Origin of the sequence: Streptomyces sp. NPDC046876, from assembly GCF_040645035.1 — a bacterium.
In the GTDB taxonomy this organism is placed as follows: domain Bacteria; phylum Actinomycetota; class Actinomycetes; order Streptomycetales; family Streptomycetaceae; genus Streptomyces.
The window spans coordinates 16,612-33,333 of the sequence record NZ_JBEYXK010000038.1 but is presented as its reverse complement, the minus strand read 5'-3'; the positions used below and the strand labels follow the sequence as shown (position 1 = coordinate 33,333).

Sequence of the window (16,722 nt, the reverse complement as noted above, 5' to 3'; positions counted from 1 at the left end):
TTCGTTCGTCTCTGTCGCACGCGGTCGTTCACCGCCCTGTACAGCCACCCCAGGAGTGTCTCCGTGTCCCGTCTCGCATTGCGTCCCGAACCCGCGGTCCCGAAAGCAGGCCCGTACCGCCGCCGTTGGGCCGTCCTCGCCGTCGTGCTCCTCGCCGAGGTGATGGACCTCCTGGACGCCACCGTCACGGGGGTCGCCGCCCCCGCCATCGCCGCGGACCTCGGCGGTGGCCGCGAGGTCGCCCAGTGGCTCCAGGCCGGCTACACCCTGCCCTTCGCCGTCCTGCTGATCACCGCCGGGCGGCTCGGGGACCGGTACGGGCGGCGCCGGCTCTTCCTCCTCGGCGCCAGCGGATTCACCCTCGCCTCCGTCCTGTGCGCGCTGGCGCCCGGCCCGGGCACTCTGATCGCCGCACGCGCCCTCCAGGGCGCGTGCGGCGCCCTGCTGCTGCCCCAGGGCTTCGGCATCGTCAAGGAGGCCTTCCCCCAGGCCGAACTGGCCAAGGCCTTCGGACTCTTCGGCCCGGTCATGGGCCTGTGCGCGGTCGGCGGTCCGGTGGCCGGCGGGCTGCTGACCGGGGCGGACCTGTTCGGCACCGGCTGGCGGATGGTGTTCCTCGTCAACCTGCCCCTCGGCCTGGCGGCCCTGGCAGGCGCCCTGCGCTGGATACCGGGCGGGGCGCCCGACCCCGGGCTGCGGCTCGACGTGCCGAGCATGCTACTGGCGGGGGTGGCTTCCGGGGCGCTGGTCTACCCGCTCGTCCAGGGCCGGGAGCTGGGCTGGCCCCTCTGGGCGCTCGCCCTGCTCGCCGCCGGTCCCGCCGGCTTCCTGTTGTTCGCCCGGCTCCAGACGCGGCGGCCGTCCCCGCTGGTGGCGCCGGGCCTGCTGGCCAACCGCGCCTACACCGGAGGGATCCTGGTCGCCGTGGTCTTCTTCGCCGCGTTCACCGGCCTGACGCTCGTTCTGTCCCTGTTCCTCCAAGGCCCGCTGGGCCTCTCCCCGCAGGGCGCCGGCTACGCCATCGCCCCGGTCGCCCTGGGCATCGCCGTGACCGCGGGCCCGGCCGGGTCGCTCGCCCGCCGCCACGGCCGGGCGGTGATCCAGGCGGGCATCGCCCTGACCGCTGCGGGCCTGGCGGTGCTGGCCGTCGTGGCGGGTGCGGCCGGCGGGGTCCACGACGGCTGGCGGCTGGTACCCGGGACCCTGGTCACCGGACTCGGCATGGGGCTGGTGATCCCTCCGCTGTTCGACGTCATCCTGGCGGGGGTGGACGATGCGGAGGTGGGCTCGGCGTCCGGCGTGCTCAACGCCGTGCAGCAGCTGGCCAATGCGGTGGGCGCGGCCCTGCTCGTGACGGTGTGGTCGGCCTTCACCGACCACGGCCGCACCGCCTCCGCCGCGCTCGCGGGTACTGCCCTGGTCACGGCCGGCCTGCTGGCCGCTGCGCTGCTGCTCTCCGTACGGCTGCCCCGTCAGGCGCGCGCCTGACGGAACGCCGGCAGTGACCCCGTACGGACACGTACGGAGACGCGGCACGGACCACGTATGGACGCGGGCACGACAAAGCGCCGAGTCACGGGACCGTCCGTGACTCGGCGCTTTGGGTGTTACCGCCCGACGGAGCGAGGCTGGCGCGACAGGACGTTCGCACCGCCGGGCGGAGTGTGTGGGAGATCCGAGGTTCTGCCCTGCTCCACAGGGGACCCTGTGCGTGGCCCCTGGAGAGCAGGGAAGGTTTGGCCGGGACCGTGGCGGACGGCGACGGGAACTTCGGCTTCGTCTCCCTCAGGTCAAGAGACGGGCCTCGGAACCCATTACCACCGCACTGGCTCGCACGCCCGCCACGGTCCTCACGCGGCGCCAGCCGCATGGACTGGCGCAGTCTGCCCTCGCTGCGCACCACCCCTCATCCGGGTACGCAGTCCGGGCGGCACCCGGAGCCCGACCTCCCGCCAGGCTCCCGGTGCGGCTCTTCGGCTCAGCCCTCGCGCAGCGCGCGCACGGCCTCCTCGACGCGCTTGCCGTAGTCGGCGTCCGCGGCGTGGAAGTGAGCCAGGTTCTTCTCGATGACGTCCTCGCGGGAGACCTGCGACAGACCGCCGGCGATGTTCGCCACCAGACGCTCCTTCTCGGCCTCCGACATCAGGCGGTAGAGCTCACCGGCCTGGAAGAAGTCGTCGTCCTTGGTGTGGGTCGGGGCGGCGTGGGTGCCGGTGTAGCCGGAGACGGCCTTCGGGGCACCGAGCGCCAGGCCGGTCTCGGCCGGACCCTGGTACGAGTTGGGCTCGTAGTTCTTGTCGGTCCGCGACCCGTTGCGGGTGGCCATGAGGCCGTCGCGGCCGTAGTTGTCCGCCACGGTCGCCTTCGGCGCGTTGACCGGCAGCTGGGTGTGGTTCACACCGAGGCGGTAGCGCTGGGCGTCGGCGTACGCGAACAGGCGGCCCTGGAGCATCTTGTCCGGCGAGGCGGTGATGCCCGGGACGAAGTTGTTCGGGGAGAAGGCGGACTGCTCGACCTCGGCGAAGACGTTGTCCGGGTTGCGGTCGAGGACCAGGCGGCCCACGCGCTGCAGCGGGTAGTCGCTGTGCGGCCACACCTTGGTGAGGTCGAACGGGTTGAAGCGGTAGTCCGCGGCCTCGGCGGCCGGCATGATCTGGACGTAGAGGGTCCAGGACGGGTTCACACCGCGCTCGATGGCCTGGAGCAGGTCGGTCTGGTGCGAGTTCGGGTCCTTGCCCGCGAGCTCGGCGCCCTGCTCGGAGGACAGGCAGCGGATGCCCTGGTTCGTCTTGAAGTGGTACTTGACGAAGAAGGCCTCGCCCTGCTCGTTCGTCCACTGGTAGGTGTGCGAACCGTAGCCGTTCATGTGGCGGTAGGACGCCGGTATGCCGCGGTCACCCATCAGCCAGGTGATCTGGTGCGTCGCCTCGGGGGCGTGCGCCCAGAAGTCCCAGACGTTGTCCGGCTCCTGCTTGCCCGTGAAGGGGTCGCGCTTCTGGGAGTGGATGAAGTCGGGGAACTTGATCGGGTCCTTGATGAAGAACACCGGGGTGTTGTTGCCGACGAGGTCGTAGTTGCCCTCTTCGGTGTAGAACTTCAGCGCGAAGCCGCGCGGGTCGCGGACCGCGTCCGCGCCGCCGAGGGAGTCCGCGACGGTGGAGAACCGCAGGAAGGTCTCGGTCTTCTTGCCGACCGTGTTCAGGAACGCGGCGCTGGTGTAGGCGGTGACGTCGTCGGTCACCTCGAAGTAGCCGTACGCAGCCGAGCCGCGCGCGTGCACCACACGCTCCGGGATGCGCTCACGGTTGAAGCGGGCGAGCTTCTCGAGGAGCTGCTGGTCCTGGATCAGGAGCGGGCCACCGACGCCGGCGGTGGCGGAGTTCTGGTTGTCGGCGACCGGGGCGCCGGACTCGGTCGTCAGCGTGCGCTTCGACATGGTGACCTTCCGTACGGGTAACTGCTGACGGAAAGCGTCTTCCGTCATGCGGAACACAGCCTAGATTTCGGCTGAAGGCAACGTCAACAGTTTGTTGAACAAAGATGGAGGTGATCCGGACGGTGCCGGCGCTTGGGCGCGACAGGACAGGTGTCAGCACCGGCACCATCCGGAAACTCAGGTCCCCCGCGGGGGAGCCAGGTCTCAGACCTGGGAGCCCGAGAGGCGCTCGACGGCGCGCAGCAGGGCGGAGTGGTCCAGGCCGCCGTCACCCTGGGCGCGCAGCGAGGCGACCAGCTGGGCGACGACCGCGCCGACCGGGAGGGCGGCACCGACGTTGCGGGCGGCGTCGGTGACGATGCCCATGTCCTTGTGGTGCAGGTCGATGCGGAAACCGGGCTTGAAGTCGCGGTTCAGGAAGTTGTCCTTCTTGCGGGTCAGGACCGTGGAGCCGGCCAGACCGCCGTTGAGGACGTCGAGGGCGGCCTCGAGGTTCACGCCGGACTTCTCGAGGAAGACGACGGCCTCGGCGCACGCCTGGATGTTCACCGCGACGATGAGCTGGTTGGCGGCCTTCACCGTCTGGCCGGAGCCGTGCGGGCCGCACAGGACGATGACCTTGCCGAGGGCTTCGAGGATCGGCAGGGCCGCGTCGAAGTCGGCCTGCTCGCCACCCACCATGATCGACAGGACGGCCTCGATGGCGCCGGCCTCGCCGCCGGACACCGGGGCGTCGATGACGCGGATGCCCTTCTCGGCGGCGTTCTTCGCCAGGTCGATGGAGGTCTGCGGGGTGATCGACGACATGTCGATGATCAGCGCGCCGGACTTGGCGTTCTCGAGGATGCCGTTCGGGCCGTAGTTGATGGCCTCGACCTGCGGGGAGGCGGGCACCATCGTGATGATGACGTCGGCGTCCTTGACGGCCTCGGCGATCGAGCCGGCAGCGGTACCGCCGGCGGCGGCCAGGCGGTCCAGCTTGTCCTGCTCCAGGGTGAAGCCGGTGACGGAGTAGCCGGCCTTCAGGAGGTTCTCGGACATGGGGGAGCCCATGATGCCGAGACCGATCCACGCAATCGACGGGAGCGCAGTGGGGTTGCTCATGATGAGGTCCTTCTCTTAAAGCTATGTACGAAAAGTGACGGGGGCGTCCGGAGGAAAGCCCGGACTTCGCCCCCTACTTCGCGGCGCGGGCCTCGGCCGGCAGCCAGTCGAAGGACGCGGCGGCGTCGGCGGCCTTGTACTCGAGGCCGACAAAGCCCTGGTAGCCGGCCTTCTTGAGCTGGTCGAGGAGGTCCTCGAGGGGCAGCTCACCCGTGCCCGGGGCACCCCGGCCCGGCTTGTCCGCGATCTGGACGTGGCCGGTCTTGGCGGCGTACTTTTCGATGACCTCGGAGAGGTCCTCATCGTTCATCGCCAGGTGGTACAGGTCGAGCAGGAACTTGGCGTTCCCCAGACCGGTCGCCTCGTTCACCTTGTCCACGACCTCGATCGCGGACGGGGCGCTCACCAGCGGGTAGAGCGGCGACTCGGGCTTGTTCAGGGTCTCGATCAGCAGGATCGCACCGACCCGGTCCGCGGCGCGGGCCGCGATGACCAGGTTCTCCAGGGCGAGCTCGTCCTGGACGGCCGGGTCCACACCCTCGACGCGGTTGCCGTAGAGCGCGTTGAGCGCCTTGCAGCCGACCGACGCGGCGAAGTCCGCCGCGATGTCGATGTTGGCGCGGAAGCGGTCCGACTCCTCACCGGGTACGGAGACCGCGCCGCGGTCCGGCCCGGGGAGCTGGCCGGCGTAGAAGTTCAGGCCCACCAGCTGGGTGCCCGCGTCCTCGAGAGCCTTCTTGAGGGCGTCGAGCTCCTCCTGAGCCGGGGTGGGGGTCTCGATCCAGGGCCACCACAGCTCGACCGCGGTGAAGCCCGCCGCGGCGGCGGCCGCGGGGCGCTCCAGGAGCGGGAGTTCCGTGAAGAGGATCGAAAGGTTCACATCGAAGCGCTGGTCCGTGTATCCCATGAGGGGCGGCGCTCCTTCCGTATTGCGGAAGTTTCTTTCTGCTTGATGGAAGACTGCATGGGCCTGCGTGTGGATGTCAAGTGGGGGCTGCCGGTTTTTCCGTACCTCGGGGTAGCTTGACCGGGTGCGATTGAGAGTGGAGTTCACGACCGAGCCCTTCGACCTCGAAGAGGCGCCCGCCCATGCCGTGGCCGCTCGCGAGGTCATCCAGAAGGCGGAACTGGACGCGGTCGACGTCGGCCCGTTCGGCAACACCGCCGAGGGCGAGGCCGGCGCGGTGATCGAGGCGGTGTCCGCGCTGCTGCGCGACTCGCTGCAGGCCGGGGCCACCCGCGTCTCCCTGCAGGTGAACGTGATCAGGGAGGGCATCGAATGACCGAGCCTCGCGACCACCCGTTCGTCGCGGCGGTCAAGCCGCTCGTCGACGCGATGGGCGGGGTGCTGATGGATCCCGCGCAGGCCCAGCGCGACGACGTGGTGCTCGCCTGGGAGGGGCGGGACGTGGTCGCGGTGCGCCTGCCGCAGCTGGGCGAGTCGCTGGACCACATCCTGGCCGCCTTGGAGCGCCGCCACGGCGTACCGTTGTCCCAGCTGGACCGCAAGGCGAAGCAGGACGTCGTACGGATACTGGAGGCGCGCGGCGCCTTCTCCGTGCGCCACGGCGTCGAGACCGTCGCCGGCGCCCTCGGCGTAAGCCGCTTCACCGTCTACAACTACTTGAACAGGGAAAACCCCAACAAAAACCACCAAGGGTGATTCAGGCTTCACCCACGGTCACGAGCCGCCGCCCGAATCAACCGGACGGCGGCTTTTGTGTACGGGAAGTTTCAACAAAGTGTTGACGCCGTGTTGTCCAGGGCGTTAGCTATGCGCAGCCCGTCAAAGCAATCAGGCCACGGAGGCTTCCCGTGACTTCGAGTCCGACCCCGGGGCTTACCCGGTTCAACACCTTGGACGATGCAGCGGCCACGGCCGAGCTGCACGAGGTGTGCGCCAGTTCGGCATGGGGCAGCAAGCTGCTCGCCCAGCGCCCGTACACCAGCGCCGACGCCCTGTTCGCCGCGAGCGACGCCGCCATGGCGGAGCTCACCGCGGCGGACCTGGAGGAGGCGATGGCGGGCCACCCGCCGATCGGCCGGCCGAAGCCGGGAGACCCGACCTCCGCCCGCGAGCAGCGGGGCATGGCCGGGGCCTCCGAAGAGCTCAAGGCCGAACTGCTCGAACTGAACCTGGCCTACCAGGAGAAGTTCGGCCACGTCTTCCTGATCTGCGCCACCGGTGCGACCGGTGAGCAGATGCGGGACGCGGTCAAGGTCCGGATCCAGAACACCGCCGAGGTCGAGCGGGAGATCGCCCGCGGAGAGCTCGTCAAGATCAACCGGATCCGTCTGACCCGACTCGCCGAAGGAGAGTGAAACGTCCCATGAGCACTGAGACCACGGCCTCGGTGTCCACGCACATCCTGGACACCAGCATCGGCCGCCCCGCCGAGGGCGTCGTCATCTCGCTCGCAGCCCGCAGCGGCTTCGACGCCGAGTGGACCGCCCTGGGCGGCTCCGCCACCGACGCCGACGGGCGTTGCAAGGACCTGCCGGCACTGCCGGAGGGCACCACCCACGTACGCCTCGACTTCGAGACCGAGGCGTACTTCGCCAAGAAGCAAGCCGCCGAGGCGCAGCAGGACGCCCCCCGCGTAAGGGACAGCGGTGCGTTTTTCCCCGAGGTGACCATCACGTTCGCGGTCAACCCGGGCGAGCACTACCACGTACCGCTGCTGCTCAACCCGTTCGGCTACTCCGTTTACCGAGGGAGCTAGCAGACCATGCCCACGATTCTCGGCCAGAACCAGTACGGCAAAGCAGAGAACCGCGTCGTCAAGATCACGCGGGACGGCGACACCCACCACATCAAGGACCTGAACGTCTCGGTCGCCCTCTCCGGCGACATGGACGACGTCCACTACTCCGGCTCGAACGCGAACGTCCTCCCGACGGACACCACCAAGAACACGGTGTACGCCTTCGCCAAGGAGTACGGGATCGAGTCCGCCGAGCAGTTCGGCATCCACCTGGCCCGCTGGTTCGTAGGCAGCCAGGAGCCGATCCAGCGCGCGCGCATCCGGATCGAGGAGTACGCCTGGGAGCGGATCCAGACCTCCGACGCCAACTCCAAGTTCATCGGCGCCGACGAGGTCAAGCACTCCTTCGTCCGCAAGGGCCAGGAGACCCGCGTCACCCAGATCACGTACGACGGCCAGAACTGGGAGGTCATCTCCGGCCTCAAGGACCTGATCGTCATGAACTCCACCAACTCGGAGTTCTGGGGCTACGTGAAGGACAAGTACACGACCCTGCAGGAGGCGTACGACCGCATCCTGGCCACCCAGGTGTCGGGCCGCTGGCGGTTCAACTGGACCGACGACGAGCAGCGGATGCCCAACTGGGAGAAGTCCTACGAGCTCACCAAGAAGCACATGCTCGAGGCCTTCGCGGAGACCTACTCCCTGTCGCTGCAGCAGACCCTGTACCAGATGGGCTCGCGCATCATCAACCACCGTTCGGAGATCGACGAGGTCCGCTTCTCGCTCCCGAACAAGCACCACTTCCTCGTCGACCTCGAGCCCTTCGGCCTGAAGAACGACAACGAGGTGTACTTCGCCGCGGACCGTCCCTACGGTCTGATCGAGGCCACGATCCTGCGGGACGGCGCCGACGCGCGCATCCCGGTGGACCTGACCAACCTCTAGAGCCGGCACCCGCGTCCCGGGGCTCCGCAGTGGCCCCGGGACCCGGTCCCCCCGCAACACGCTCACTTCCTGAAACTCGGCACCCGGAGCATCAGACGGGGCGGCAGTACTGTCAGCTGTCAGGCCCCCGGTTTCGGCACTCAAATCCCCTGGGTCCTGCCGTGCCCGCACCGCCACTGAAAGCACGAGGAAGCCCCATGGCAGCCACTGACAGCGCGGTCGAGCGCATCGTCATCGAGAACTGTGCGATCGCGACCGTCGACGCGAACGACACCGAGTACGCCTCGGGTCACATCGTCATCGCCGGCAACAAGATCGAGGCCATCGGCGCGGGCAACGCCCCCGAGAACCTCGAGAACGTGGTACGCCGCATCGACGGCACCGGCCACCTCGTGACCCCCGGTCTGGTCAACACCCACCACCACTTCTACCAGTGGATCACCCGTGGCCTGGCCACCGACCACAACCTCTTCAACTGGCTCGTCGCGCTGTACCCGACCTGGGCGCGCATCGACGAGCAGATGGCCTACTCCGCCGCCCAGGGCTCCCTGGCCGCGATGGCCCGTGGCGGTGTCACCACCGCCATGGACCACCACTACGTGTACCCCAAGGGTGCCGGCGACCTCTCCGGCTCGATCATCCGCGCCGCGTCCGAGATGGGCGTCCGCTTCACCCTGGCGCGCGGCTCCATGGACCGCAGCGTGAAGGACGGCGGCCTGCCGCCGGACCACGCCGTCGAGACCCTCGAGGGCGCCCTCGCCGACACCGAGGCGACGATCAAGAAGTTCCACGACGCCTCCTTCGACGCGATGACCCAGGTCGCCGTCGCCCCGTGCTCCCCCTTCTCGGTCTCCACCGAGCTGCTCAAGCAGGGTGCCGAGCTGGCCCGCCGCCTCGGTGTGCGCATGCACACGCACGGCAGCGAGACGGTCGAGGAAGAGAAGTTCTGCCACGAGCTCTTCGGCATGGGCCCGACCGACTACTTCGAGTCGACCGGCTGGCTGGGCGAGGACGTGTGGATGGCGCACAGCGTCCACATGAACGACTCCGACATCGCCGCGTTCGCCCGGACCAAGACCGGTGTGGCGCACTGCCCGTCCTCCAACGCCCGCCTGGCCGCCGGCATCGCCCGCGTCCCGGACATGCTCGCCGCCGGCGTCCCGGTCGGCCTCGGCGTGGACGGCACCGCCTCCAACGAGTCCGGTGAGCTGCACACCGAGCTGCGCAACGCGCTGCTGATCAACCGTCTGAACCCGGTCCACCGCGAGGCCGCCCTCAACGCCCGCCAGTCGCTGCGCCTCGGCACGTACGGCGGCGCGCAGGTCCTCGGCCGCGCCGACAACATCGGCTCGCTGGAGGTCGGCAAGCTCGCCGACCTGGTGCTGTGGAACCTCAGCACGTTCCTGCACTCCTCCATCGCCGACCCGGTCACGGCCCTGGTCTTCGGTGCGGCCGCCCCGGTGACCGCCTCCTTCGTCAACGGCAAGCAGATCGTCGAGAACAACCGACTGCTCACCGCCGACGAGGACGCCATCGCCCGCTCCACGCGGGAAGAGGCCCAGCGCCTGGCGCGGATCTCCGCGCAGGGCTGATCCCACCGGGGGGCATCCCCAGGAATCCGGCCGGGGGGGACGGCCCCCGGCCGGTGGCCGCGGACCCGAGCGGGGTCCGCGGCAGCCGTTCCCGGGAAGCGCCCGAGGTAGCCGACGGCGCCCCCGGGGGCGGTGACTCGTGTCACCCGCCTCACCTCACCGCATATCCCCTCAGCGCACCGCATCACACGGCACCGCATCACACGGCGCCGCATCGCACTGCATCGCACCGCATCACACCGCGCCGCACCGCACCTGTTCTTCGCACCACCTCCCTGACACCCACGTCCCTGCCGACGTGTTACCCGACCGGAGGAAGCCGTGGCCCAGGCGCCCAGGTTTCGCAAAGAAGCAGCCGCACCGACAGGGGACGTGGACGTCCATCCCGTGGACGGGACCCTGCCCCCGCTGAAAATGTTCACGAGCGGCCTCCAGCACGTGGCCGCCATGTACGCGGGCGTCGTCGCCCCGCCCATGATCGTCGGCCCCGCCCTCGGACTCTCCGCCACCGACACCGCGTTCCTGATGGGCGCGTCCCTGTTCACGGCCGGCCTCGCCACCCTCCTGCAGACCCTCGGCTTCTGGCGCATCGGCGCCAGGCTCCCCTTCGTCAACGGCGTCTCCTTCGCCGGTGTGACCCCGATGATCGCCATCGGCAAGGGCCAGGGCCACGACGCGATACCGGTCGTCTTCGGCGCGATCATCGTCGCCGGCGCGCTCGGCTTCGTCGCCGCCCCCTACTTCGGCAGGCTCGTCCGCTTCTTCCCGCCCGTGGTCACCGGTACGGTCATCACCCTCATCGGCGTCTCGCTGCTCCCGGTGGCCTTCAACTGGTCCCAGGGCGGCAACCGGACCGCCGCCGACTACGGCTCGATGAAGAACATCGGCGTGGCCGCCGCCACCCTGGTGATCGTCCTGCTGCTGCGCAAGCTCCTGCGCGGCTTCCTCCAGCAGATCGCGATCCTCCTCGGCCTGGCCGCGGGCACGCTGCTCGCCATCCCGCTCGGCATGGCGAACTTCGACACCGTCAAGAACGCATCCCTGGTGGGATTCCCGACCCCCTTCCACTTCGGCGCGCCCCAGTTCCAGGTCGCCGCCGTCGTCTCGATGTGCATCGTCATGCTGGTCTGCATGACCGAGTCCACCGCCGACATCCTGGCCCTCGGCCGGATCGTCGACCGGCCGGCCGACGCCCGGACGATCGAGGGCGGCCTGCGCGCCGACGCCCTCGGCAGCGCGCTCAGCCCGGTGTTCAACGGGTTCATGTGCAGCGCCTTCGCGCAGAACATCGGCCTGGTCGCCATGACCAAGGTGCGCAGCCGGTTCGTCGTCGCCGCCGGCGGGGGCATCCTGATCCTGCTCGGGCTGTGCCCGGTGGCCGCCTCCGTCATCGGCGTGGTCCCGCTGCCGGTCCTCGGCGGCGCCGGCATCGTCCTGTTCGGCTCGGTCGCCGCCAGCGGCATCCAGACCCTGGCCGGCGCGTCCATGGAGCGCGGCGAGAACGCCCTGATCGTCGCCGCCTCGGTCGGTATCGGCCTGATCCCGATCGCCGCGCCGGACTTCTACCACGCCTTCCCCAAGGACCTCCTGGTCGTCCTGGACTCCGGCATCAGCACCGGCTGCGTGACCGCCATCGTGCTCAACCTGGCCTTCAACCACCTCGGCGCCCGGCGCGGCGCCGCCGCCGACGGGCTCGCGGAACCGGTGCCCGCGCACTGAACCCCGTACGCCCACCGGCCGGTGCGGCGGTGCGTACGCCACCCACTGCGGGCGTGGCGTACCCACCGCCGCACCGGCGCGTCGGCCGCCGGTCCTTCTAATTGCGGCGGAAGATCAGCGCGGCCGCCCCCGCGGTGACGATGGTCGCGAGCATCCAGCCGAGGACCACGAGCAGCAGGGCGATCCACTGCGAGGCGCCGGAGGTCCGCCAGGCGGTCTCCTGCCCGAGGTCGAGGAAGGGCAGCAGGAGGTCGAGCGTGTAGATGGGGGCGCTCCAGGTGGGCGCCTCCTCCGCGTTGAGCGGCGGCGGACGGTGCGTGCCGAACCACACGGACCCGCAGGCCCACAGCACCATCAGCCACACCATGCCCCGCCCGGGCCGGTACCCGTAGCCGAGGGCGAGGTCCTGGAAGTAGTCCCACATCCTGAGCGCCGGGGGAAGGGTATCCCGCCGCCGGCGGGCCTGGGCCAGGAGCACCTCGTTCGCGTCGGCGTCCTCGCCCGCGGTGCGCAGGACGGCCGCCAGGCGTTCGTACGGCTCGGGCGCGTACTCGGGGGTGGCGTCCGCCAGCCACTGCAGGCGCTGCGCCAGCGGGAAGGGGCCGGCGGGGGCGAGGTCCTCGTACGTGAAGTTCCGCATGCGCAGCCCTCCCGGCCCCGGCCAGCTGTGTGAGGTGTCCACCAGCCGTCCCACCACGGCATTGCCCAGGTCCACGCGGCCTCCCTCCGGGCGGGCGGGCATGAAGCGCAGTTCGGGCGTCTGCACGTTGCGCAGCGACAGCTCCTGGTCGGGCGCGAGGTCGACCCGGAGCCGGTCGAGGACGAGGGAGGTGCCGAACGAGGCCCCGTCCAGGCGGAAGTTCCCCCGGACCGAGGCCCGGCGCATCCGGGGTCCTCCTTCCGGGTCGATCGCGTAGGCGTAGGGCGCGAGGACGAGGCTCTCCTCGACCACCAGCCGGGCGGCGTTGAGCGCCGTCCCGGCCGGATGGTGCAGCATGCATCCGCGCAGGCTGACGGTGCCGCCGACGCGTGCCGCGCGCAGGGTGAGCTCACCGGTGGCGTGGAGCCCGTCGGCCTCCAGGTCCTGGCCGACGTTGAGCCCGTCGCCGTCGAGGGCCTGCCCGGGCCGGCTGTGCCCCAGCCTCAGGCCGGCCAGGACCAGGTCCATGCCGATCCGGGCCTGCGGCAGGGCGATGCCCGAGGGCACGGTGCAGCCGCGCAGGCTCAGGTCCCCCTGGACGGCCAGCCGGGCCGCGTTGACGCGCGGGATGTGGGAGCCGTCGAGGATGATGCTGCCGGCCGTGCAGTCGACGAGTTCGACCGGCTGTTCCAAGCGGCAGTCGCGCAGCTCCAGGGGCATGGTCACCTGCGAGTTGGACAGGTCCAGCCGACCGGTGACGAAGGCGCCCCTGACCTTGAGCGCCGGGGCCCGGCCGGGGAGCGCGGGCGGCCCGTTCAGCAGCAGGCGCGCGATCACCCGTGCGCGCAGGGCGCGCTCCTCGCCCCAGGGGCGGCCGTCCGTGCCGGGGTCGTCCGCGGCCGGATCCCCGGCCCGCAGGTCATAGGCACTGCCGTTCCGGAACGACTGCCAGAGCCCCAGCTCCGCCGTCGTCAGGTCCTCCGGAGGATCCTCGCCCCACCCCGCCACCTGCGCGCCCCCTTCCGCGGCCGAGTGCACTCGCCGCCGAAGTGTCGCAGGAATCCGGTCAGTTGGGGGAGGAACGCAGGTCCTTGCCGCCCTCGGGGCCCTCCCAAAGCATGAGGTTGCTCATCAGCTCCGCCTGCTCCACGGCGTCGTCGAGGGCGTGGTGGGTGTGGCGGCGGGTGGAGCGCAGTGCGGCCGGCATCCGGCCCTTGACGGCCGCGCGCAACGGGACCCGCGCCTTCGCCGCGTACAGGGTCTTCATGTCGAGGCAGCCCGAGTGTCCGAACGGGCTGTCGCCGCCGAACCGCATCAGGTACCAGTACAGGAACGTCCAGTCGAAGGAGGCCGGGTAGCCGCACATCACCGGCTGCGCCCCCGCCTCCTCGGCCACCTCGCGCACCCAGCTGCGGAAGGCGGCCATCGCCTCGGCGGGGTCGGTGCCCTCCCGCAGGAGCCGGTCCCGGTCGAGCCCGCTGACGGCGAGCGCCTCGGGGACGTACTGGTCGCTGATCGGGCGCAGTTCGCGGTAGAAGGTCCGCGCCTGCGGATCGGCGGCCGTATACGAGGCATCGGTCTGACGACCGGCGACGGCGGCGCCGAAGCTGATCATGGAGTAGGGGCCGGGGATCGGGCCGTCGGCCTCGATGTCGACGGAGATGTAGAGGGAGGGACGTGCGGTGCGGGCTGCCATGCGCCTGAGCATGCCAGCCCGCACCGCGGCCGATCATCCGGATTTTCAGGAGGCCGGCGTCAGGTACATCCCGGTCTGGTCACCGCCCGCGGTGTTCTTGCAGCCGACGTTGGACGTGGCCGGCTGGGCCACGGTCAGGGCCAGGCAGCGGCCGACCGCGAGCTGGCCGAAGTAGTTGGGGTGCATGGACTCCTGGACGAGCCCCTGGGTCTCGTTGTTGTCGATCCAGCGCGCCCACTCGCTCGTCTTCGCCGAGGCCGGCGCGGTCGAGCTCACCTGCTTGCTCGCCTTGGCGCACACCTCGCGCCCCTGGAGCATGTCGCGCAGGTCCAGGAACTGCACGCCCTTCGCGGCGGCGACGGCCTTCAGGCGGTTGGCGATCTGCGGGACGAGCGAGTCCCGGGCCCAGTCGGAGTCGCGGTTCCAGAAGGGGCAGCCGCCGGTGTTGAGCCGGCTCCAGTCGCTCTGCGTGTAGCGGTTCTCCGCCCCGCGCGGGATGGGCGAGGGGTAGGACTGCAGCACGATCCGGTACGCGGAGTCCCCGTACCCGGCGGCGCGCATGACCGCCCGGACCTCGTCCACGGACTTGCCGACGTTCGCCATCACGCCGTCGATCTTCTGGTCGACGCCGTACTGCTGGTCGTCGTAGCAGTACGAGTTCCAGAGGACGAAGTCGTACGCGCACTCCTTGATGATGTCGGCGAAGCCGAGGTCGTTGCCGCCGATGGACAGGGCGATGACCTTGACGTCGTGGCTCGCGGCGACCGCGGCGAGCTGGTCGGCCTGCGGGGCCTCACCCTTGAAGGGGGCGCCGCCGTTGCTCGCGCGGAAGACGTTCTCGGTGGTCGCGCCGGAGCAGGCCAGGTTCACGGCCACGTCGGCGATGGCTCCGGCGCTCACGGCCTCGGCCGAGTCGGAGCGGTGGCAGCCGCCGGCGGTGGCGCCGTACACCTTCGACGGGTCGTAGGTGGAGCCGGTGGTCCAGGCGCGGTCGGTGCCGCTGCGGCTCCCGGAGTTGGTGAGGCTGTTGCCCTTCCAGCGCCCGGCCTCGCCGGAGATGTAGCTGTCGCCCATGGACACCACCGCGGTGGGCCCGGTCCCGGGGCTCGCCGCCGCGGTGCCGGCCGCGCCGCCGACCAGAGCGGTGAGGGCGAGCGGCAGTGCCATGCCGGCCCCGGCGAGCCGTCGCACGCGGCCGCGGGTCCTGTCCTTGCCGGTGTTGCGGAATCCGATCACAGCGGAACTCCTGCGGTAGGCCATGCCGGAGCCGGAGCGAACTCCGGGGCATGGCTGGGGAAGTGGGGGATACCGCCGGCCGGTGGCACCGGAAAGGTGACATGGCGCACGTTGTTACCGCTAGGTAGCCGCAGATTACGATGACGTAACGACCGACCGGTCGTTCGGCCCCCGGAAGTTCCGCTTCCCGCCCCGCCCGCCCTTCCGGTTTTCCGGACTCCCGCTTCCTCCTGAGGATTTTGGCGGACGCTGCCGAGTAGGGCCCTTGCAGGCCAGTGCCGAAGCCTCCCGTTCAGGGGGCGCTTCGGCACTGGCGGCAGGGACGCGCGACAGCGCACATTGCCTCAGGTGTGGTGAGCGCCCAGGGGAACTACGAGGTTTCAAGGTTGGCTCCGCACTGCGACGGTCAGGTCTGCGGTGAGGCAGCCGTCGATCAGGTCGGGGCGGAAGAGGCGTTGGTTCGGTCAACCTGTGGCTCGTCGGCCTGGCCAACCCAACCGTGCCCGCGTACTTGCGTACACACGGGCTTATGAAACGTCCCGTCCTCGCGAGTAGCCTGCGACGCCTCTCTCGGCTTCCACGCTGCCGTTCACGCGTCTGCCTCAGTTGGCCTTCGTGGCCTTCGTGGCGTTCGACGCGCTCCTCCAGCTCCTCGATCCGCTCCAGGGCACGTTCCAGCTTGTAAGCCAGATCCTCACTACGGCCCGCTGCCGGGAACTACTTCTGCGGGGCAGTCGAGGGTTCCTCCGACTCGTCCACCGGCTGCACTGCGACTGGCACCTCTGTGCCGAACTCGCCCCCTACGACGACATACGCCATCGGCCCGTTCCGCTGGAGGCCTTCTTCATCCTGCCCTCCAGGGCGAGAAAGGTCAGGGCCTGGTCTGCGGATTCCGGGTCGCCGCCGATCGTGTCGACGACGTCGTCCATGGTGACCCTGGCCCCCTGGCCAGTGACCCGTCCCTGCTCTTGCGGACCAGGCGGCCGTGGATGAGCTCGGTGGCGAAGCCGTGGTCCTCCGAGTCTTGCACGTCAACCTCGTCGCCCGGCTGTTCGCTGGGGTAGCGCAGGAGGAAGTTACCGGCCAGGAGGGCGATGGCGTTGGTGACCATGTTCAGCGGCACCGCGTAGTGCTCCGCCAGGACCTCGCGCGCGGGCAGTCTCTCCCAGACTCTCCCTAAAGAAGCACAAACAGCACAGGACACGGAGCGAGAGACAGCAGGGTCAGCTTGGCAGGACAGCGGCCTCGTCTTCACCACCCCTGCGGCCGGCCTCTCGATCCGGCCAACCTCACCCGCCGCTTCCGCAGCTTCCTCGACCAAGGTGGCCTCCGACGCATCCGCTTCCACGACCTGCGCCCCTCCGCCGCCACCCTGCTCCTCGAACAAGGCGTCGACTTCGTCGTCATCAAGGAACTCCTCGGCCACGCCCACATCGGCGTCACTGCCACCGTCTACGCCCACGTCCGACTCCGCTCCGGCGCAACGCCATCGACACCCTCAGCACCGTCCTCAGCACCCCGAGATCACCAAGACGGTCAACAGCAACGACGACACCAACCGCCCTGCCCCACCCTCGTGCGCTGACGTTGCTGTCAACTACTGCCGTCACGAACGCAGGAGCCCCGCCGGACCAAGGTCGGCGGGG

The 16,722-nt window shown here is 70.1% G+C and carries 15 protein-coding genes and 1 pseudogene; 9 read left to right on the top strand and 7 right to left on the bottom strand.

The genetic code is table 11. The annotated features are described in order from the left end of the window. The first annotated feature begins 63 nt into the window (after nt 1–63). Nucleotides 64–1,488, top strand: a complete 1,425-nt coding sequence (locus ABZ924_RS20925) for an MFS transporter (protein ID WP_361911668.1) — start codon at nt 64–66, stop codon at nt 1,486–1,488. A gap of 490 nt (nt 1,489–1,978) precedes the next feature. On the opposite strand, the gene ABZ924_RS20920 is transcribed toward ABZ924_RS20925, so the two are convergent. From ABZ924_RS20920 to ABZ924_RS20910, 3 genes are all read right to left on the bottom strand, one after another. Beyond that, the gene (locus tag ABZ924_RS20920; protein WP_361911665.1) at nt 1,979–3,436 is read right to left on the bottom strand and encodes a catalase; all 1,458 of its coding nucleotides are present in this window, start codon (nt 3,434–3,436) and stop codon (nt 1,979–1,981) included. A gap of 204 nt (nt 3,437–3,640) precedes the next feature. Continuing rightward, entirely contained in the window at nt 3,641–4,540 is a 900-nt protein-coding gene (locus ABZ924_RS20915) for a 2-hydroxy-3-oxopropionate reductase (RefSeq protein ID WP_361911662.1), read from the bottom strand. Between the two features lie 73 nt (nt 4,541–4,613). After that, nucleotides 4,614–5,447: a TIM barrel protein gene (locus ABZ924_RS20910; RefSeq protein WP_361911660.1), complete on the bottom strand. Its 834-nt coding sequence runs from the start codon at nt 5,445–5,447 to the stop codon at nt 4,614–4,616. A gap of 124 nt (nt 5,448–5,571) precedes the next feature. On the opposite strand from ABZ924_RS20910, the gene ABZ924_RS20905 reads away from it, so the two are divergent. From ABZ924_RS20905 to ABZ924_RS20875, 7 genes are all read left to right on the top strand, one after another. After that, nucleotides 5,572–5,823 carry a hypothetical protein gene (locus ABZ924_RS20905; RefSeq protein WP_361911657.1) on the top strand — a complete coding sequence of 84 codons (252 nt, stop codon included), beginning with the start codon at nt 5,572–5,574 and terminating at the stop codon, nt 5,821–5,823. Beyond that, on the top strand, nt 5,820–6,203 hold the full coding sequence (locus tag ABZ924_RS20900) for a helix-turn-helix domain-containing protein (protein ID WP_361911654.1): 384 nt from the start codon (nt 5,820–5,822) through the stop codon (nt 6,201–6,203). The genes ABZ924_RS20905 and ABZ924_RS20900 overlap by 4 nt, the downstream gene beginning before the upstream one ends. Nucleotides 6,204–6,355: 152 nt before the next feature. Continuing rightward, nucleotides 6,356–6,862, top strand: coding sequence for a 2-oxo-4-hydroxy-4-carboxy-5-ureidoimidazoline decarboxylase (gene uraD, locus ABZ924_RS20895; RefSeq protein WP_361911651.1), 507 nt, complete (start codon nt 6,356–6,358; stop codon nt 6,860–6,862). 8 nt (nt 6,863–6,870) lie between these two features. Next, nucleotides 6,871–7,263 carry a hydroxyisourate hydrolase gene (gene uraH / locus ABZ924_RS20890; RefSeq protein WP_361911648.1) on the top strand — a complete coding sequence of 131 codons (393 nt, stop codon included), beginning with the start codon at nt 6,871–6,873 and terminating at the stop codon, nt 7,261–7,263. A gap of 6 nt (nt 7,264–7,269) precedes the next feature. Then, nucleotides 7,270–8,193, top strand: coding sequence for a factor-independent urate hydroxylase (gene pucL / locus ABZ924_RS20885; protein WP_361911646.1), 924 nt, complete (start codon nt 7,270–7,272; stop codon nt 8,191–8,193). A 197-nt stretch (nt 8,194–8,390) separates the two neighbouring features. After that, nucleotides 8,391–9,785, top strand: coding sequence for an 8-oxoguanine deaminase (locus ABZ924_RS20880; protein WP_361911644.1), 1,395 nt, complete (start codon nt 8,391–8,393; stop codon nt 9,783–9,785). 321 nt (nt 9,786–10,106) lie between these two features. Then, complete coding sequence (locus ABZ924_RS20875) at nt 10,107–11,504, top strand: nucleobase:cation symporter-2 family protein (RefSeq protein ID WP_361911641.1); 1,398 nt, start codon at nt 10,107–10,109, stop codon at nt 11,502–11,504. 97 nt (nt 11,505–11,601) lie between these two features. Here ABZ924_RS20875 and ABZ924_RS20870 read toward each other — a convergent pair whose 3' ends face one another. The 4 genes from ABZ924_RS20870 to ABZ924_RS20855 all read right to left on the bottom strand — a co-directional run bounded on the left by ABZ924_RS20870 (nt 11,602) and on the right by ABZ924_RS20855 (nt 16,005). Further along, entirely contained in the window at nt 11,602–13,182 is a 1,581-nt protein-coding gene (locus ABZ924_RS20870; protein ID WP_361911639.1) for an oxidoreductase, read from the bottom strand. A 28-nt stretch (nt 13,183–13,210) separates the two neighbouring features. Beyond that, nucleotides 13,211–13,840, bottom strand: coding sequence for a 3'-5' exoribonuclease (locus tag ABZ924_RS20865; protein WP_361911636.1), 630 nt, complete (start codon nt 13,838–13,840; stop codon nt 13,211–13,213). Between the two features lie 45 nt (nt 13,841–13,885). Beyond that, complete coding sequence (locus tag ABZ924_RS20860; RefSeq protein ID WP_361911633.1) at nt 13,886–15,076, bottom strand: GDSL-type esterase/lipase family protein; 1,191 nt, start codon at nt 15,074–15,076, stop codon at nt 13,886–13,888. A gap of 800 nt (nt 15,077–15,876) precedes the next feature. After that, nucleotides 15,877–16,005 carry a hypothetical protein gene (locus tag ABZ924_RS20855; protein ID WP_361911630.1) on the bottom strand — a complete coding sequence of 43 codons (129 nt, stop codon included), beginning with the start codon at nt 16,003–16,005 and terminating at the stop codon, nt 15,877–15,879. 276 nt (nt 16,006–16,281) lie between these two features. On the opposite strand from ABZ924_RS20855, the pseudogene ABZ924_RS20850 reads away from it, so the two are divergent. Then, nucleotides 16,282–16,576 (top strand): annotated as a pseudogene (locus tag ABZ924_RS20850) (tyrosine-type recombinase/integrase); the annotation flags it as partial. Nucleotides 16,577–16,722 lie beyond the last annotated feature (146 nt).

Coding starts and splice junctions, on each gene's coding strand:
- ABZ924_RS20865 (WP_361911636.1), bottom strand. CDS start 13,840: ATGGCAGCCCGCACCGCACGTCCCTCCCTCTACATCTCCGTCGACATC.
- ABZ924_RS20855 (WP_361911630.1), bottom strand. CDS start 16,005: ATGGACGACGTCGTCGACACGATCGGCGGCGACCCGGAATCCGCAGAC.
- ABZ924_RS20920 (WP_361911665.1), bottom strand. CDS start 3,436: ATGTCGAAGCGCACGCTGACGACCGAGTCCGGCGCCCCGGTCGCCGAC.
- uraH (WP_361911648.1), top strand. CDS start 6,871: ATGAGCACTGAGACCACGGCCTCGGTGTCCACGCACATCCTGGACACC.
- ABZ924_RS20910 (WP_361911660.1), bottom strand. CDS start 5,447: ATGGGATACACGGACCAGCGCTTCGATGTGAACCTTTCGATCCTCTTC.
- ABZ924_RS20900 (WP_361911654.1), top strand. CDS start 5,820: ATGACCGAGCCTCGCGACCACCCGTTCGTCGCGGCGGTCAAGCCGCTC.
- ABZ924_RS20880 (WP_361911644.1), top strand. CDS start 8,391: ATGGCAGCCACTGACAGCGCGGTCGAGCGCATCGTCATCGAGAACTGT.
- ABZ924_RS20915 (WP_361911662.1), bottom strand. CDS start 4,540: ATGAGCAACCCCACTGCGCTCCCGTCGATTGCGTGGATCGGTCTCGGC.
- pucL (WP_361911646.1), top strand. CDS start 7,270: ATGCCCACGATTCTCGGCCAGAACCAGTACGGCAAAGCAGAGAACCGC.